Source organism: Thalassotalea fonticola, from assembly GCF_032911225.1.
Taxonomy (GTDB): Bacteria; Pseudomonadota; Gammaproteobacteria; order Enterobacterales; family Alteromonadaceae; genus Thalassotalea_A; species Thalassotalea_A fonticola.
In genome coordinates, this window is the sequence record NZ_CP136600.1 from 1,783,795 (window position 1) to 1,801,560 (window position 17,766).

Here is a 17,766-nt window from a genome sequence, read left to right on the forward strand (position 1 = left end):
AACTAATTTTAGAAAAAACTTTGTTTAACAGTAATAATATCGCCGGGCTCGACCAGTGTATTTATGGTCACCCGAATTTCTTCATGCGTTGCATCGTTGGCTTTGACCACAAATAACTTATCTTTAGAAGCCCTTTCGGTAAACCCGCCAGCAAGCACCACCGCTTTAGCAACAGTTAACCCTGGTTGATAGGCATAAGCACCAGAGTTTTTAACCTGGCCTTCAATAAAAAACGGACGATAACTAACCATGGCCACCGACACATTGGGGTTTACTAAATAATCGGGTTTTAAGCCTTGAGTTATTTTTTCTTCAATTTGCTGCAGGGTTAAGCCACGAACGCTTAACTCGCCAAGAAAGGGGTAATTAATACTACCGCGGTTATTAATTAATATTTGTTTCGATAACTCTTGTTCACCAAAGACACTGATATTAATTACATCGCCAGTGTCTAAACGATACAAACGTTGCTCTTTAGTATCACTATTGGCTAATGCTGTGGGTATGCTTAGCAATAAGCTCAACAATAACATTAAGCCATGCAGCAAATATTTACTGGTTGCTAAATTAAATCGGTTAGTATTGTTGCGAGTAAAAGCTGTAAAAAAATACATATTCAGCTGAGGCCTTTATTAGTGTTACGTACTACTATAACGCGAACGTCATTGTAACGGATATATTATTTTCACTAAACTCAACACTTTCTATATTGCTGCTTCGTGTCTGGTGCTCTATTGATGCGGTAAAAGCAAGGTTGTTGCTCATTTTATAGAGCAAAGAGGCACTATAAATTTCTACGTCATCTTCCCTATTAGAATCACCGTATTCATCGGTCATAATACTTGTAGATAACTTAGTGCTTAATCGGTTTAACCATTGGTGATGCCAACTCGCGTTATAGTTAGTATTTTTGATATAACTGCCTTGGCCTTTTGCTTCTGACACGCTTTGCGCAGAGCTAAAATCAAAATTTGAATAGGTCAGCGGTTTCCATATTACCCCTAGCTGCCAACGCCCCCCACGTTCATCACTTCGTGCACGGTTATCAAATACTTTGCTTGAATAGCCTAAATTAATAAAGCCGGTGGTTAGCGCCGAGCCCTGCCACTTAAAGCCGATAAAGGCAGAACGTTCATCACTATCACGATCATCAATTAGCCCGGTTGGGTGATGATAGTTTACAATGTTAAAGTCAATAGAAGCGTTAACTTCAGTGTAGGCACCGGTTTTATAGCGAAATACGCTGCCTATTGAGGTGATCTCATGCTCTCGATCGGCGCTTAGATCAATAATTGAATTCGCAGCGGGTAGCTCAGTGTTTAAGTCATTAAAACTCAACTTTTCCCAGAGAATTTCATAATAGCCAACGGTGAGATCGATATTGGCTTGTGCGCTTGGGGAGCCAAAGGTATAGACACTCTTTAGTGATAATGTTTTATTTTCTGTTGGTTTTTTTAATAACTCGCCATAACCAATAGAGTAATCTTTGCCGCGTTCTTCATGCATGATGTCGTATGCAGATGAGAGTTTTAATCGATGCTGTGTATTAAAATCAAGTGTTGAGTTTAGGTGAAACATGTGGTCAGTAATTTTGTCACGACCTTTCGCCGAGTAATTACTGTGGGCGAAGCCATAACCCAAGTCGACACTATTAAGGCCGTATGTTTTGCTTAGAGAAACATTCGGGTTTATCAATGTTTTGAAGGTATTAACTTGGTTTTCACCATCTTGCAGTAAATTATCGGTATAGCTTTCGCTGAGTTTGACTTGCGAATTTACTTTAAAGCCGGAAAATGTAAGGCCATCTTGAAAAAATGCGGATACAGGTTTAGGTACCAAAGATAAACAGATTATCTGGCATGCAAAGATCGAAACAGCAACAGATCTACTACAGAAAAGCATTAACGCCCTAAACCCTAAAATTTATTATTATTTTTTAAAAGAAACTCATTTCATCGTGTTTCTATTAAATTGTTATTATTTTTAAATCCTATATATAACAAAGGATAATATCACAAAAACTCAATGTTTTTATGATTATTTTTTTGCTTTCATTGTTGTACAAGTGTTTAAAAAATAAGGTATTAAGCGAGCTCTTCGATGTATTTTTTAGATTTTAAACCCGAATGAGCTATCCATGCTAAGGCTAAAATAATATGAAAAATGGCCGCATTAGCCGGTGCTTGCAAATTAAAATCAACCGTCATGTGAATGAGCATACCAATAATTGCCATTGCGGTGGCAAAACCAACACCTTGTAACATTTTACTGTTTCTATGTTTCATTGCTCTAAACGCATGCAACAGGGTAACAATGATCAACAGTGCCAACCACATCGTTGCCGGAATGCCGTATTCAATGGTAAATTGCATATAGTCATTGTGCGCGTGGTCAAAAAATGATTTAACATCGTCGCCTTTCACCATTTCAAAGGTACTGTAATAGCTACCGCCGCCGGTCCCCGTTTCAGGAAACAATTTTATTAGCTCTACACTGTATTCGTTCACATCTCCCCGTATTTCAGTTTCAATGCGGGTATCTTCAATACGCTCTTTAACTTTATCGATGCCAAAGTATGAGCCTAAGATCACAACATCAATAAAAAATATACTGATCAGTAACATTAATAAGCTTTTGCTCTTGTCTCGCATTAGCCACAACGCCATTAAACCACTTATTGATAGTGCAACGAAAAATGCCGTATTGCCCATGCGAGAGCGAGACAACACCAGCGCGATGACCATAATTGCCAAGGCTATCCGTAACGTGACCTTGCCTGAAGTAAACATCGCCAGTACGTTAGTAAGGTGAGCACGATTAAGTCGAGTTTTGCCCTTATTTAACATGGCCACTAAATATCCCATGCCAATAGATAGTGACAGCATTAAAAAATTGGCAAAATGATTTTTATAGACAAAACTGCCATTTGCGGCGTTATTATTGTTGAATTGCCAAAAGAAGCTTTTTTCAACACCACTTAGGGCCATTAAGCTGCCATAAAATGCTTGCCAGGTACCGATGGCAATTAAACAAATAAGCAACCATTTTAATCGGTTAAAATTGTTAATTAACAATAGCGTTGCAAGCAGTAGCAAGTAGTAACTTATGCCTTTTATTGTTGAGATCACCGCTTGTGTAGGGTCAAGCGCCAGTGCCATCCACTGCTCAGCGTCAGCAACAGCATAACTGCTTTTTAGCAAGTAAATATTAGAGCTTATTAAGGCAACCAGTTGGCTTGGCAGGGGCACAATTTGGATGATTTGAAATACCACAAAAATACCTAAACCAAGCACTATAGGCCAGTACAACGCCAATGTTTGTTTCACATAATTAAGTGAATAACTTAACAGAGTAAGTCCAAACAATGAAAAAATAGCCACTTCCATCATTGACCAAGCCCAAGGCCTATTTGAACCAAGCGGTATGGGTAACCATGCAAGTAACAATAACAACATTACATAGGCGATGTTACTTAGTAGATTATTGCTAATTTGCTTGCGAGAATGATTATGCACGATATTTTAATTTGAAGATGCGCTTTGTTGGCCGGCGCCAGGGCCACCATTGCCATTACCACCACCTAAAGTGCCTGGCGGTATTGGCGGGGGCAAGTTTAAAGTCTTAGAAGTTACGGTAATGACTTGCTCTGGATTAATACGGTTATGAACGTTGTTACTTACCTGGATATCATCAACACCATTGTTTTTCATTTGTTCTGTATTAAATTTATTTTTTTGAACATTAGCGATGATAGTTAGTGGGGTTTGAGCTCCCCCGTGCACAACAGAGTTCGTCTCTATTACCGTATTCATTGAACTTGTTGCGCGGTTGGTTTTGTTTACTTTATTTAGTGGCGTAATTTCAGCCTCTTTAATTATTTGCTGTTCAATGGTGGGTTCATTGTTCAAATTATGACCACCTGTCTGATTTCGCTGTGAAGTATTATTACTTCGAGGTTTATTATAATGGCTAGCGTCTTTAACAATTGTGCTTGGAGCTGTGGTTGAAGTTGCAGCAACATCGACACTATTAGTATACGGCATGATAGTATCGGCCATTAATGTTGGGCTATTTTGCTTAAATTTATTAATTGCTGCACCACTACTCAGCATTAATAATAAAATAATAAGCGCAGCTACTATTCGCTTCATAAACGATTAAACAACCTGTTTTAAATTAATTTGCCGAAGCGGTGATTTGCGCGGCTCCAGGGCCACCGTTACCATTGCCACCACCGAGCGTACCTGGAGGAATTGGCGGCTCCAAATTTAACACTCGTTGGTGCTCTGATATTGGTTGTGATTTTGTCAAGCTGGCTAACTCAATTTCATTTGAGTCTCCATCTACAGACAATTTTTCTGCTTTTTGCACATCAACTACAACATGTTCAGCAGATTTAGCTGGCTCGCCAGCTTGTTGTAATTGCTTTTGAAGCGCCAACCACGCTTCTTTATTAAGCTGATTGGTTAATTTTGATTGCTTTTCTTTTGCTATCTGACGCTGTTGTTCTTTTAATTTGAGTCTATCTTCTTGCGTTTCATCAAGTAAAATATCTGAGTAGAGATAATCTTCATTAGCCAATTCATTTTGAGCAACATTGTCATCAATGTTAGATTCAAGGGCATAATCTTTCATCAAGCTTTCGTTATCTTTAAAAGAGGTAACCGCTAATAATGACGAGGCAAAACATAGTGGAGCAATAAAGGCCGCTGTTCTAATTTTCATAATTTAACACCCTTTGCATCTATTGATTTAAAAAGAATTTTTCTTTGCTGAATTAAAGTTTGCACACCATTTAGGAGGATTCTTTTTTTGACATGCGGGACTCGTAGAACTTTGAGCTGCTGACGTTTTTGGACTCATTAATGTTGTTAGGGCAACTGGCGTAACAACGGCAAGCTTACCGTATTTTTTTAAAAAGTTTCGACGAGTGTGCTCTGCGCTTAGCTCTGATTTATTAGTGCTTGATTTTTCTGCAGTAATTTGACTAGTTTTATTTTCAGCCATAACAGCATTACCCTTGATGTTTAATTATTCTTTGAGCTTTAATGAGTACGCTCTTAGTTGTTATATTAACTGGTATTTTTAGTTTTTTGTAGTTTTTTGTTACCCCCTCTTCGAGGATTACATCCGAATGAATACGGACCAACCAAGTTTTCTAAGCTGGTTGGCGAGAATGAATGCTCCGCATAGAAATCTATGCATACGATTTGTATTCGCGGTTTAGCCTTACCGTCATACCTGCCTACGTCATGCCCTGCTACGTCATGCCCTGCTACGTCATGCCCGGCTACGTCATGCCCGGCTCGTTCGGGTATCCATCGATATTGTCATACTCGGCTCGTTCGGGTATCCAAAGATTTATGGATTACCGCCTGCGCGGTAATGACGGAGTCGTATTTAGTCATACTCGGCTCCGTCATGCCCGGCTCATTCGGGTATTGGGTATCCATCGATATTGTCATACTCAGCTCGTTCGGGTATCCATGCGCCGCTCTACCTCCTCCTTCCATGGAGTTGTCCGCGGCAATGACAAAGTCTATTACCGTCATGCCCAACTCGTTTGGGTATCCATTTAATCAATTATATTTGAGTACAAATCCAACCACTCTGGATTATTCTCAATTATTTTATTAATCTTCCATTGTCGGTTCCATTTCTTCATTTTCTTCTCTTTGTAGATAGCGCATTCCATAGATGAATGTTGTTCAAAATAGACTAATTTATTTAAATCATATTTTTGAGTAAAGCCATCAACTACCTTCTGTTTATGTTGGGCTATTCTCTGAGGCAAGTTGCTGGTTACACCAATATATAATGTGCCATTTTTGTGATTAGTAACTATATACACGCAGGGTTGTTTCATTTTTGAAATCCTTTTCAAATTTATAAAGATATTTTATTAGACTATGGATTACCGCCTCGGCTCGAGCATCCTGCTTCGCTCTACCTCCTCCTTCCATGGAGTCGTCCGCGGTAATGACGGTGAATAGTACATTCATAACAGTCTCGTCATGTCCGGCCCGTTCGGGTATCCAAAGAACATGGATTACCGCCTCGGCTCGGGCATCCTGCTTCGCTCTACCTCCTCCTTCCATGGAGTCGTCCGCGGCAATGACAAAGTCTATTACCGTCATACCCGACTAGTTCGGGTATCCAGGAAATAATTCAAAAACATGGATTACCGCCTACGCGGTAATGACGAAGTCTACTACCGTCATACCCGACTTGTTTGGGTATCTAGGAAATAAATCTAAAACATGGATTACCGCCTACGAGGCAATGACAAAGTCTATTACCGTCATACCCAACTTGTTTGGGTATCCATAAAAATATTAAAGGTCACTTGTTTTTCTGTAAACAAGTGACCTTAGTTTCTATACAGTTAACTAGGTTTTATGAGCTTTTTTATTTCTTTTAAAAGAATATGGCTAAAAAATATGAGTATAAATATTTTCAATACTAAAACTATTAAGAACATACTTGCTTCATTTTCAAAATATATATAAGTCGACGTTCTTAATTTCATTATTTTTTGTTCAAAAATAGCAAACTTAAAATCAACAAATAAAAAAACAATCATAAAAGTAGAGAAAATTATCGTTAACCAACTTGGTTTATTTAAATTATTTTTCTTTAACATGTCGCACCAGTTAATTCTCATTAATTAATTTGTAAAATTCGACCCAAGAGTTAACCGCATGCCCACCAATCGCAGATATAATTATATTGTTTCCAATTTCACGGTAATTCTTAGCTTCTTCAATTTTTCTATTTCTTGTTCTTCTTGATGTTCGACTATTGGCTCTCCAACTCTTAGCACGCTTTATATTTTTCAATGTAACTAATGACATTTTCCCAATATTGAACGCTCCTACAGCATCTCCTGTATAACTACCAAACTTATACGAAGTTGAACAATCATTCACACTTTTAATGTTCTGCCATTCTCTAATGTGTTTAGTTGTATTCAACAACATAGAATCACCAAAACCGGCATAAAAATCAACCGTGCTTTGATCGGGACTCCAACCACCAGTTCCAACATAAATAGTCGACCAAATATCATCCATTTCTAATAGACCATATGGGTCATAATACATCAACGGATTACCGCCAACATACCCAAACGTATTCATGCCACCATTTAGGCCTATTGGGTCGCTTTGTAAGTAGCGGCCGGTTTTTGGATCGTAATCACGGTAGTAATTGTAGTGTAGTCCACTTTCAGCGTCATAGTATTGGCCAGTGAAACGTTTGTTATATTCAAAGGTTATGCCATTTGAGTCTACGTCTTCATTTGCCATACCATTACCAAATGGATCTGATTGCCAATGCCATACTTCTGATGTTTCACTATTTGTTATAGCTCTAGGGGTGTTTAAATGGTCTGTATGCACATAAAACAGTTCACTGTTATTGGCCTGCTGTTTCAATACAGCAACAGGCATAGTGGCTAAGTAAATATGTTCATTAGTTACGTTGCCATTTTCGTCCATCTCAACAAGTAGTTGCCCAGTTAAGTCGTAGAAAAATGAGGTTTTAGAGCCAGTTGCCAGTAGTGTTTTTTGTACTCGTTGACCAAGGCCATTGTAACTATATTGAGCCACGTTGGTTATTTGGCTTAGTTGGTTATATGGCGTGTATTGTAACGTTTGGCCATCACGATTAAGAGTATTACCATTGGCGTCAGTATTGATAACTAATGCGTTGATGCTGGTTATTAGGTTACTGTTAATGGCAATACCATACTGGGTTTGTATGCTATTTTCAGTAACAGTTAAGCGATTGCTATTTTTGTCATAAGTAAACGCTTGCTGGCTAACGTTTGTATCGGCATATTCGAGTCGGTTTAACGCATCGTAACTATATAGGCTTGCTGATTGGCTTAGTAGGTTTGCGGCGCCATCGAAGCTTTGTTGCAGATCTAATGGACCATTTACAACGTTAATTGCTCTGCCGGCTAAATCATACGATTTATTAAGAGTTAATCCATTGGCAAAATTAAAACGGGTTAGTAAGCCGCTAAATGTATAGGTGGCATCGTTAATAATACTTTGTGCTGTACCATTATGAGTATGCTGCATTGCTTGAATATTACCGGCAAGGTCGTAGCTGTAACTCACTATGCTGCCACTTGGGTAAGTAATATCTTGCAAGCGTCCTTGTAGATCGTAACTATAGCTAACGGTAGTTGTAATGTTGCCTATTGTTTGGTTTTGCGAGGCCACGTCACCAAAAGCAGTGTAGGTATAACTCAATTCTGTATTGCCTTTTGTTACTTTACAAAGTTTGCCAATACCATTGAGGCACAGATCATAAAAGTAAGTAATGTCATTACTACTTCCGAAGCTGTCAGTACTTAACAAACGATTATACGCATCAAATTGATAGGTAAATGTTTGCAGTTTCGCATCAGTAACCGAAATTCGATTACCCGCGTCATCATAACTAAAGGTTGATGTGCCTTTATCAGGGCTAGTTTCGCTGAGTAAATTACCCAAATCATCATAGCTGTAGCTTGTTGTGTTACCGTTAGCATCGGTGACACCGGTGTGCCTGTTATTAACATCATAAGTAAAATGATTGTTGCTATTAGCCGTTGCTTGATTGGTGCCGTTAACGTCTTTGCTGATCGTAGTTAATCGTTTCAACTCATCGTATGAAAAACTGCTTGTTATGTTATTTCCGTCAGTTTGTTGCTGTAAGCGGCCATCAGTTGCATAAATTGATTCAACCATTTGGTTTGCCGACGTTTGTTTACTTATATGCTGGTATTTGTCGTACACACTGGTGATTTGTTGCTGCAAAATGCCGCTTTCATCATAAATGTTTTCTGCAATCACATTACTTTGCTGATCTAATACAAATTCAATGTATTGACCAAGACCATTACTTACCTTGGTTAAGCGTTGGCCAACATCGTATGTAAAAGTAAGCGTGGTTGCATCTTCATTGCCATAACCCGTGGTGATCGTTGCAATTAAATTATTGGCAATATAGGTGATGAACGTTGTACGGCTAACGTCATTTACCGTTTCTGTATATGACTCTAGCTCTGGCACAAAACGTTGGTAAGTGTTATTCACAGTTAAGCCATTACTTGCGGTATAAGACTCTACGTTGCCACTGTAATCATAGCTAATATTCGCTTTAATTAAGGTGCCATCGGGCCCAATAATGTCTTTTAATCCTGCACTGTTGTAGTCATTTTCGGCTAAAGGATGATAAGTAAATTGATAGCTATCGTTTACATCAGTGCGCGGCCCATCGATGGCGCTTAACTGTTTTAACGGACCGTAAAATTGATAGCTGATCACTCGTTCAACTGGACTACCATCAGGTTTATACCCTTGCTGACGTTGCTGTATAAGGTGTCCGAATTCGTCATAGGTGAAATGGCTGATTTGCTCCCCACCTGAAACCGAATTTTGAATGATATGGCTTATTTTAGAGTCAAACCATGAATCGTAGGTGAAATCAGTTCTTTGCTCATTGGCCGTGCCAACTGCTTTAATGATGTATCCAGGGTTGCCGTTTTCATCATAATCACCGTAAGCGGTAGTTACCCCATCGATGGTTTTTGATAACAGGTTATTGGTGCTTGGCTCATATTGGTATGCTTTTTTACTGCTCGCACCAGAGTTACACGTTGGGCCATCAACATCGGATAATAAGCCTAAGCCTAACTGGCCAATAGCTTGATATTGCGTAACGTCGCCATTGCCATGAGTGACGGTGCGGCTGCCATCATTTCGATATTCTACATTGACCAAATCTTGGTTGTCGCCATGAAAACTACTAATAGCTAGGCCCCTATCATTGTATTGCCAGGTGGATACTCGATTAGCATTAGCAACAGACAGGCCTGTTAGTAACGAAGAAAAATTTTCATCTTCGTAGTAATAAATGCGACTTTTATTAACATATAGGGATGGAGCTGCAGATGTAAGCATACCGTTACCCCTTGATTCATAGCGATAATTACGGTTAAACCCGCCATAAACTCTGCTGATTTTGCCATCATCATGGTATTCAAAGGTTAAGCGTTTTCCGCTTGGATTATTAACGTATTGCAGTTTATTACTGTAGTTATATTCTAACGTGTAAGCATTGCCATCTTCGTGGCTGATTGATTCAAGTTTTCCTGACTGGTCGTATACTTCAACGGTATTTTGTTTCGTTTCAAAACGCCATTTTTTCGAACTAAGTGATAATTTAGAACGTACATCGGCATAAACAGCAACCCAACTTTTTCGGTCTTTATAGAACTTGATCACTTTGCCATCATCGCGATGTAATTTTGCTACGGTGAGTTGTTCACCATTTATTTCTTCAGTGCCTGTTTCAATAAAACGGGAATAGGTATGTGACCATTTAGAGCCAAAACCGGATGACTGGTTACTCCAACTGTTGTAATAGCGTACAAACTCTAATGGCATAAAGCCTTCGCCTTGAAAATCAACTTCTTCTTGGTATTTATTGCCGGTGATCACATTAATGGGGTTACCAACAATGGCATCACATTGGTCGGGTTTGCCATTATTTCGGCCAGACTCTACTAACTCTGTGATTAAATCTTCTTCTTTGTCGGGATCTTTGCCTTTTTTAACCGTTACCTGAAACTCTACCGGATTTTCTGGCGCCCAATAACTGGTTGCTTTTATGGTGTAAGTACCATATTTATTTCCTGATTCAAAAAAGACTTTAGCAATACCTTCAAAATTTGTTGTTGCCTCTATCGAGTCAATTTTTGAGCCGGACGAGCCTTGCTTAAAAATATAATTAAGGCCACCACTGGCTTTTCCTTTTGGGCGAGAAATCACTTCAAAAGTTACAAGTTTGTTAGGTGTACCAGAGGTGTTGTCATAATCAATAAGCTTTAACGCGAGTGGTTCAATGGAGTTGTCGTTTTCATAAACAGTTAAATTGCTGCCGTTGGTTATTTGCATAACACGGCCTTTTACCTCGAAGGATTCAGCGGTTACTAACGTTTCAATGCCTGCAGACACATCATACGTTTCTATCGTCCAGGTACCCACTTTATTGCCAACATAATACGCTGAATTAATCCACCACCCCGGTGTCATACAGTCAGAATTAAATATTAGTGTCCAGCATGTGCCGGTCCAGTTTGAATCTGTATCTTTAACTACATCTCCATCAGGGTTGACAAACTTCCAAGTAATTTTATCACCAGAGGCTGTACCATAATCAAGAATCTCTACTTTTCTGGCAACGTGAGAATTGATCCGTGCGGGGGTTATTGCCGAAATTGTATACTTAGGGCGTTTAGTCCATTCAGTGCCAGATGTCGCCACATGATCTTCATCCTCATAGCCACTTAATGATCCTAACGGCTTGTGAAAAGGTTGAACTGCATTAGCAGCAATAGAAAATAAAATGCTGAACAACAGCAATAATGGTAAAAATAGGTGACGGGTATTTGAATAACTAGAACGATAAAATATTGGGCGCATATCTCCTCCTTGAGATGTAAAACCTTGATGATGTAAATAGCCAATTGCTTTGGCTTTGTTCACGCAATTCCTTTGCGCGGTAAATCATAATTAAGGCTAGTTTAGAAATTCAGGAATGCAAAATATTATTTAATTTAAGTGACGAATACGGTTTAGGAATTACTAAGCCCATTCCTAAACCGTCATACCCGCTACGTCGTGCCCGGCTACGTCATGCCCAACTTGTTTGGGTATCCATGAAAAACCAGATACGAATACACCATTGCTTCGAGAACTTATTCGTAATTCGCTTTCTATAACGCTAAATAAAAAAACGCGTCCAAAGGCGCGTTTTTATAAAGGTTTACGTCAGTATGAAGTTAACGCATTAATTACCAAATTTTTACGCGTTTTTCAGGCGCTAGGTACATTTTATCGCCTTCTTTAACATCGTATGCTTGGTAGAATTCATCCATGTTAGATAACGAACCAAGAGCACGGTAATGACCTGGTGAATGGCTATCTGTAGCTAAACGCTCACGTGCAGCTTTTTCAGTGTGCTTTTGACGCCAAATTTGTGAATAGCCCATAAAGAAACGTTGATCACCTGTTAAACCATCAATTACTGGAGCTTCAACACCGTTAAGTGACGTTTTGTAGGCACGATAGGCAATAGTTAAACCAGATAAGTCACCAATGTTCTCACCTAAAGTAAGCTCACCGTTTACATGGCTGTCTTCGAATGGGAAGTAACCATTGTATTGCTCAACCAGCTGAGCACCGCGTGCAGTAAATTCAGCTAAATCTTGCTCTGTCCACCAGTTTTTCATGTTACCTTCGGCATCATACTTACTACCTTGGTCATCAAAACCGTGGCCCATTTCATGACCTATAACAGCGCCAATACCACCGTAGTTAACGGCTTCGTCAGCTTCTAGGTTAAAGAATGGTGGTTGTAAAATAGCCGCAGGGAATACAATTTCGTTTACTGTTGGGTTGTAGTAAGCGTTAACGGTTTGTGGCGTCATGCCCCATTCCCAAGTGTGAATTGGCCCACCAAGCTTTTCAATTGATTTGGCGTAATCTACTTGGTCAACATTGATCAAGTTAGCAATTAAGTTATCTGCAGAAATTGATATTTTTGAGTAATCTTCCCATTTGTCTGGGTAACCAATTTTTGGTGTAAAAGCAGCAAGTTTAACGCGAGCAGCTTTTTTGGTGTCGCTAGACATCCACTCTAGTTCGTCAATAGACTCACCATAAGCAGAACGTAAGTTTTCAACTAACGTAACCATGCGAGTTTTGGCTTCAGGAGTGAAGTGACGCTTAACGTATACTTTGCCGATGATTTCGCCAAGGTTACCGTTAATTAAGCTAACGCCACGTTTCCAGCGAGGTTTTTGTTCTTGCTGACCGTTAATGGTTTTACCAAAAAAGTCGAAGTTTTGCGCAGCAATGTCTTCGCTTAGGTAAGATGCAAAACCACCAACAACTTGCCAGTTTAAGAATGTTTTCCACGTTTCCATATCGGTACTTGCAACAATTTCACCAAAGCCGGTTACGAAGTCAGGTTGGTTAATAATGATGTTTGCTTGGTCTTGTACACCTAGAGTTTCTAACCAAACATTCCAATTAAAGTTTTCCGTTAAGGTATTTAATTTAGCTGTTTCAAATTTGTTGTAACGTGCTTCACTGTCACGAGTAGCAACTCTAGTCCAGTGTAGTTTAGCCATTTTAGTTTCAAGCGCCATAATAGTTTCAGCTGATGCTTGTGGGTTTGCAAGGCCAGCTAGTTCAAACATTTTAGCAACATGAGCAATATAAGCTGCGCGCATTTCAACAAAACGTGCGTCTTCTTTAAAGTAGTAATCACGATCTGGAAGACCTAAGCCTGAATGCCAAACGTGACCTGCATAAGTACTAGACTCTTTTGCATCGACAGAAACGTAATAATATAACGGTGAGTCTAGGCCACTAATTTGTGCTTTAGCAAAAAACTTAGCTAAATCATCTTTCGATTCAAGCGCGGCAACTTCAGCTAGAAATGGTTCAATAGGCTTAACACCTAAAGTATTCAATGCTTCAACGTTCATAAACGAACGGAATAAGTCAGCAACTTTTTGCTCATCACTGCCTGCAGCTAAGCTTTCTGCTGCGGCAAGCTCTTCAATAATAGTGTTTACGTCTTCGTCAGATTTGTCGCGTAAGTCGTAAAAAGAGCCAATTGATGTTTTATCCGCAGGGATCTCGTTGGTTTCTTCCCATTTACCATTAACGTATAGGTAAAAGTCATCTTGAGGTCGTACGCTTTCGTCCATGTTTGCACGGTCGATACCTGACGCTAACGCTGTTTTTTGAGTTTGAACTTCAGCAGTTTTTTCAGATTTAGTAGCAGATTCATTACAGCCTGCTAAAAGTAATAGTGACGAGCAAACAACGCCCGTTAACATTGATTTCATCTTTTCTTCCCGAATATTTAGTTTTTATTTAATCGAATTCATTCGTTATATTGTTCTGATATAGATTATACGATTAAAATCATTTCGAGCATGATAGTACGAGGAATCACTGTGAAGGTCTAGTGTAAAGCGGCAAGATTAATGAATTGTTACAACTTTATTTGTACAGATGTAAGGTTTTGTTGGCAGATTAACTATTTTTTTACAATACCAAGAAATATGCTGAATCTTATAACATGCATGCAAAACAGTGGAATATAGTCAATTATTGGATAAAAAAAAGGTGCCTTACGACACCTTTGGAATTACATCATTTGTTGAAGTGGTTTCTACGCTAAAACAAAAAAAATGTGCGAGCATTTTAAATTTATTCAGGGATACTTATTATAGCAGAGTTTAAGCCAAGTATAACTAATTCGAGTACAAATAATGTACAGGGTGCCCTGCCACTTCCACTTTCACATATTGAAGAGATAATGGCTTAAAAATATGGATTACCGCCTCGGCTCTGGCATCCTGCTTCGCTCTATCTTCTCCATCCCTGGAGTCGTTCGCGGAAATGACGTAAACCAAAAGCATGGATTACCGCCTCCGCGGTAATGACGGCTAGAAGGAGTCGTAAGCGGTAATGACGGTGAGACAGAGTAGTTCGCGGATACGTCATACCCAACTTGTTTGGGTATCCATTAGGCAATTCAAAGTATGGATTACCGCCTGCGCGGTAATGACGGCGAGATGGAGTCGTACGCGGAAATGACGGCGAGACGGAGTCATACCCGGATACGTCATGCCCAACTTGTTTGGGTATCCATAAGGCACTTCAAAGTATGGATTACCGCCTGCGCGGAAATGACGGCGAGATGGAGTCGTACGCGGTAATGACGGCGAGACGGAGTCATACCCGGATACGTCATGCCCAACTTATTTGGGTATCCATAAGGCACTTCAAAGCATGGATTACCGCCTGCGCGGTAATGACGGCGAGACGGAGTCATACCCGGATACGTCATACCCAACTTGTTTAGGTATCCATAAGGCACTTCACAGCATGGATTACCGCCTGCGCGGTAATGACGGCTAGAAGGAGTCGTACGCGGTAATGACGGGAGACAGAGTCGTTCGCGGTAATGACGGCGAGACCGAGTCGTTCGTGCTAATGACGGGGGTGTTTATGCACGTGCTAACCCTATGCTAACTTTGTGTTAGTTGATGTAGCCGTTTTTCTCTAAGTAACTCACTATTTGCAGCGCGCATTGTTCAATGCTTTGGTTTGCAGTTTTTACGTGAATTTCAGGGGATGCAGGAACATCGTAAGTAGAGTCGATACCGGTAAAGTCTTTGATTTCACCAGCACGGGCCATTTTGTATAAGCCTTTTGGATCGCGTTGTTCACAAATTTCTATTGGTGTATCGATAAACACTTCAATAAATTCGCCCGGCTCTAACATGTCTCGCGCCATGTCTCGGTCAGATTGAAATGGCGAGATAAACGCAGTGCTGCAAATAAGGCCTGAATCGACAAATAATTTACCTACTTGGCTGATACGTCTGATGTTTTCGATGCGGTCTTCGTCAGAAAAGCCTAAGTCGCCATTTAAGCCATGGCGCACATTATCACCATCGAGTAAATAAGTGTGAGCTTTGCGTTGAAACAAAATATCGTCCACCGCATTTGCCACGGTAGATTTACCTGAGCCACTTAAACCGGTATACCAAAGTAAACAAGGCTGTTGATTTTTTAATTGCGCTCGCTCGTTCTTAGTTACAAGGTGAGCATGCCAAACGGTGTTCTCGGTTTTTTGAGTCATGATTTTAATCTTTAGTTAAACGGAAATATTAGTGGGATCATATATAACACCACGGCACTGTAAGTAATTGATATTGGCAAACCAACTCTAACAAAGTCTTTTAATCGGTAGTTACCAGCATTGTACACCATTACGTTGGTTTGATAGCCATATGGGCTGATAAAACTACCACTGGCGCCAAACGCAACCGCCATAATAAACGGTAACGGATTAGCGTCTAATCCTAGAGCAATATTATAGGCAATAGGGAAAATAAGTGCAGCGGCGGCGTTATTAGTAACGGCTTCGGTTAATACTAATGTAATTAAAAATACCGCGACAAAGGCGATCATAATACTTTTATCTTGCAAGAAACCATGCACAACATCGGCAATAACTTGTGACATGCCAGTGCTTTCTAAAGCCGTTGCTAATGTTAAGGCACTGACTACAATTAACCAAATTTCTAACGGAAAACGACGCTTTATTTCATTTATTGATAAACAATTAAAGGCAAATAGCGCTGCCATGTAAAACAATAAACACTTAATTAACGATATTTCAAAAACTACCGATGAACTGATCGCCGCAATAAAACCAAAAAGAGTAAATTTATCACGCCAACCTGACAGCATATCTTCGGGTTCAACACCGGTTAAAATAAAAAAGTTTTTGGTTAAATTTGTTCGGCTAACAAAATCACCACCGACAGCAAGTACTAAAAAATCGCCTGACTGAATGACTAAGTCACCCAACTTGCCTGATAAGGTAGAGCCTTCGCGTCTAATTGCAACAACCGCTGCGTCAAACCTAGCTCGAAAGCCCGCTTGTTTTAAATTCATGCCGATAATGGCTGAGCCAGGTTTAATTAATACTTCGGTAAGGTTATCGCGCAGTAATCCATCTTGCTCGGCAAACAGTTGCAAGCCATCAAATTGTTGCAGTACAAATACTTTGGAGATATCGCCGGTAAAAATAAGCTTATCGCCCGGCTGAATATATTCTTCCGGGGTAACCGGGGAAATTAAATGACCGCGACGAATAATTTCGATTAAAAATAATGAGTCCATACTGCGCAAGCCATTATCTTCAATAGAACGCCCAATAAGCTTAGACTCACGCATTACTTCAGCTTCTACAAAGTAATGTTTGTCATCTTTGGGATCGGTAGCGGTTTTTGGTAACGCTCTAATACGAATAAACAAAACCAGTAAACAGGCGCCCATTGCCGCTAAACCAACTAAGGTAAAGTCAAAGAATTTTAACCCGGGCAAGCCTCGTTCAATCAGCATTGAATTGACAATAAGGTTAGTGGATGTACCCACTAATGTTAATGTACCGCCTAATATAGCGGCGTATGACAGTGGCAATAATAACCGCCCAGGGTTGATAAATTTATTGTTTTTTATCGGTGAAATTAAAGTTGCAACAACCGCGGTGTTATTAAGAATGGCCGATGCAAACGCGGTTGTTAATAATGTTTTAAGGTAAGATGCTGAAGCAGATTTACTGATTAATTTACTGGCCAATAACCGTAAAAAACTGGTACGTTCAAACGCAAATGAACAATTAATTAATAAAATCAAGGTTATCAAGCCAGGGTTAATGGCATTGTTGAAAATTTGTTCGGTAGTAACAAAGGATAAAGTAAGACAAGCCATAGTTGCAGCGGCAAAGACACGCTCAGGGCTATTTTGATACTTCACTAATCCGATTAATGTGCCAGCAAAAATTGCTAGCATAAACCATTGATCAATGCTGAGCATGGAAAACCTTTATGTGCATAAAACTGCATTATATTTACATAGCTGGTCGCTTAACCTCTATGACGTAAACACTTGCAGCTTCTTATAATTATTTAATAAACATATACCATGCATTTAATACTGGCAAGATAGATGTTAAAACTTCGCGATAACTTTCGAATAAAACCGAACCAACCCTGTTGGTCCGATTACAAGCAATCGTTGCTACTTATGGTTTCACCATTAAGTTCGCATAAAATAAAGCCGGGTTACCCCGACTTTTAGTTTGGTTACGAATTTAAATACTGCCCTAGTG

General features: G+C 39.7%; 12 protein-coding genes. All 12 read right to left on the reverse strand.

Going from position 1 to position 17,766, the window contains the following annotated elements:
- Positions 1–8: 8 nt before the first annotated feature.
- The 12 genes from RI844_RS07225 to RI844_RS07280 all read right to left on the reverse strand — a co-directional run bounded on the left by RI844_RS07225 (position 9) and on the right by RI844_RS07280 (position 17,471).
- Positions 9–614, reverse strand: coding sequence for a polysaccharide biosynthesis/export family protein (locus RI844_RS07225; RefSeq protein WP_348397771.1), 606 nt, complete (start codon positions 612–614; stop codon positions 9–11).
- A 34-nt stretch (positions 615–648) separates the two neighbouring features.
- Positions 649–1,902 (reverse strand): outer membrane beta-barrel protein, encoded by a 1,254-nt coding sequence (locus RI844_RS07230; RefSeq protein WP_348397772.1) that lies wholly within the window; start codon positions 1,900–1,902, stop codon positions 649–651.
- Positions 1,903–2,084: 182 nt separating this feature from the next.
- On the reverse strand, positions 2,085–3,515 hold the full coding sequence (locus tag RI844_RS07235) for an O-antigen ligase family protein (protein ID WP_348397773.1): 1,431 nt from the start codon (positions 3,513–3,515) through the stop codon (positions 2,085–2,087).
- A gap of 6 nt (positions 3,516–3,521) precedes the next feature.
- Complete coding sequence (locus RI844_RS07240) at positions 3,522–4,151, reverse strand: hypothetical protein (RefSeq protein ID WP_348397774.1); 630 nt, start codon at positions 4,149–4,151, stop codon at positions 3,522–3,524.
- 25 nt (positions 4,152–4,176) lie between these two features.
- Positions 4,177–4,725 (reverse strand): hypothetical protein, encoded by a 549-nt coding sequence (locus tag RI844_RS07245; RefSeq protein WP_348397775.1) that lies wholly within the window; start codon positions 4,723–4,725, stop codon positions 4,177–4,179.
- 27 nt (positions 4,726–4,752) lie between these two features.
- Positions 4,753–5,007 carry a hypothetical protein gene (locus tag RI844_RS07250; RefSeq protein ID WP_348397776.1) on the reverse strand — a complete coding sequence of 85 codons (255 nt, stop codon included), beginning with the start codon at positions 5,005–5,007 and terminating at the stop codon, positions 4,753–4,755.
- Positions 5,008–5,330: 323 nt separating this feature from the next.
- Entirely contained in the window at positions 5,331–5,465 is a 135-nt protein-coding gene (locus RI844_RS07255; RefSeq protein ID WP_348397777.1) for a hypothetical protein, read from the reverse strand.
- A 110-nt stretch (positions 5,466–5,575) separates the two neighbouring features.
- A complete protein-coding gene (locus RI844_RS07260; protein WP_348397778.1) occupies positions 5,576–5,866 on the reverse strand; it encodes a GIY-YIG nuclease family protein in 291 nt (96 codons plus the stop codon).
- A gap of 787 nt (positions 5,867–6,653) precedes the next feature.
- On the reverse strand, positions 6,654–11,543 hold the full coding sequence (locus tag RI844_RS07265) for an RHS repeat-associated core domain-containing protein (protein WP_348397779.1): 4,890 nt from the start codon (positions 11,541–11,543) through the stop codon (positions 6,654–6,656).
- Between the two features lie 308 nt (positions 11,544–11,851).
- Positions 11,852–13,918: a M13 family metallopeptidase gene (locus RI844_RS07270; protein ID WP_348397780.1), complete on the reverse strand. Its 2,067-nt coding sequence runs from the start codon at positions 13,916–13,918 to the stop codon at positions 11,852–11,854.
- Positions 13,919–15,120: 1,202 nt separating this feature from the next.
- Positions 15,121–15,726: an adenylyl-sulfate kinase gene (gene cysC / locus RI844_RS07275; protein ID WP_348397781.1), complete on the reverse strand. Its 606-nt coding sequence runs from the start codon at positions 15,724–15,726 to the stop codon at positions 15,121–15,123.
- An 11-nt stretch (positions 15,727–15,737) separates the two neighbouring features.
- The gene (locus RI844_RS07280) at positions 15,738–17,471 is read right to left on the reverse strand and encodes an SLC13 family permease (protein WP_348397782.1); all 1,734 of its coding nucleotides are present in this window, start codon (positions 17,469–17,471) and stop codon (positions 15,738–15,740) included.
- Between the last annotated feature and the right edge of the window lie 295 nt (positions 17,472–17,766).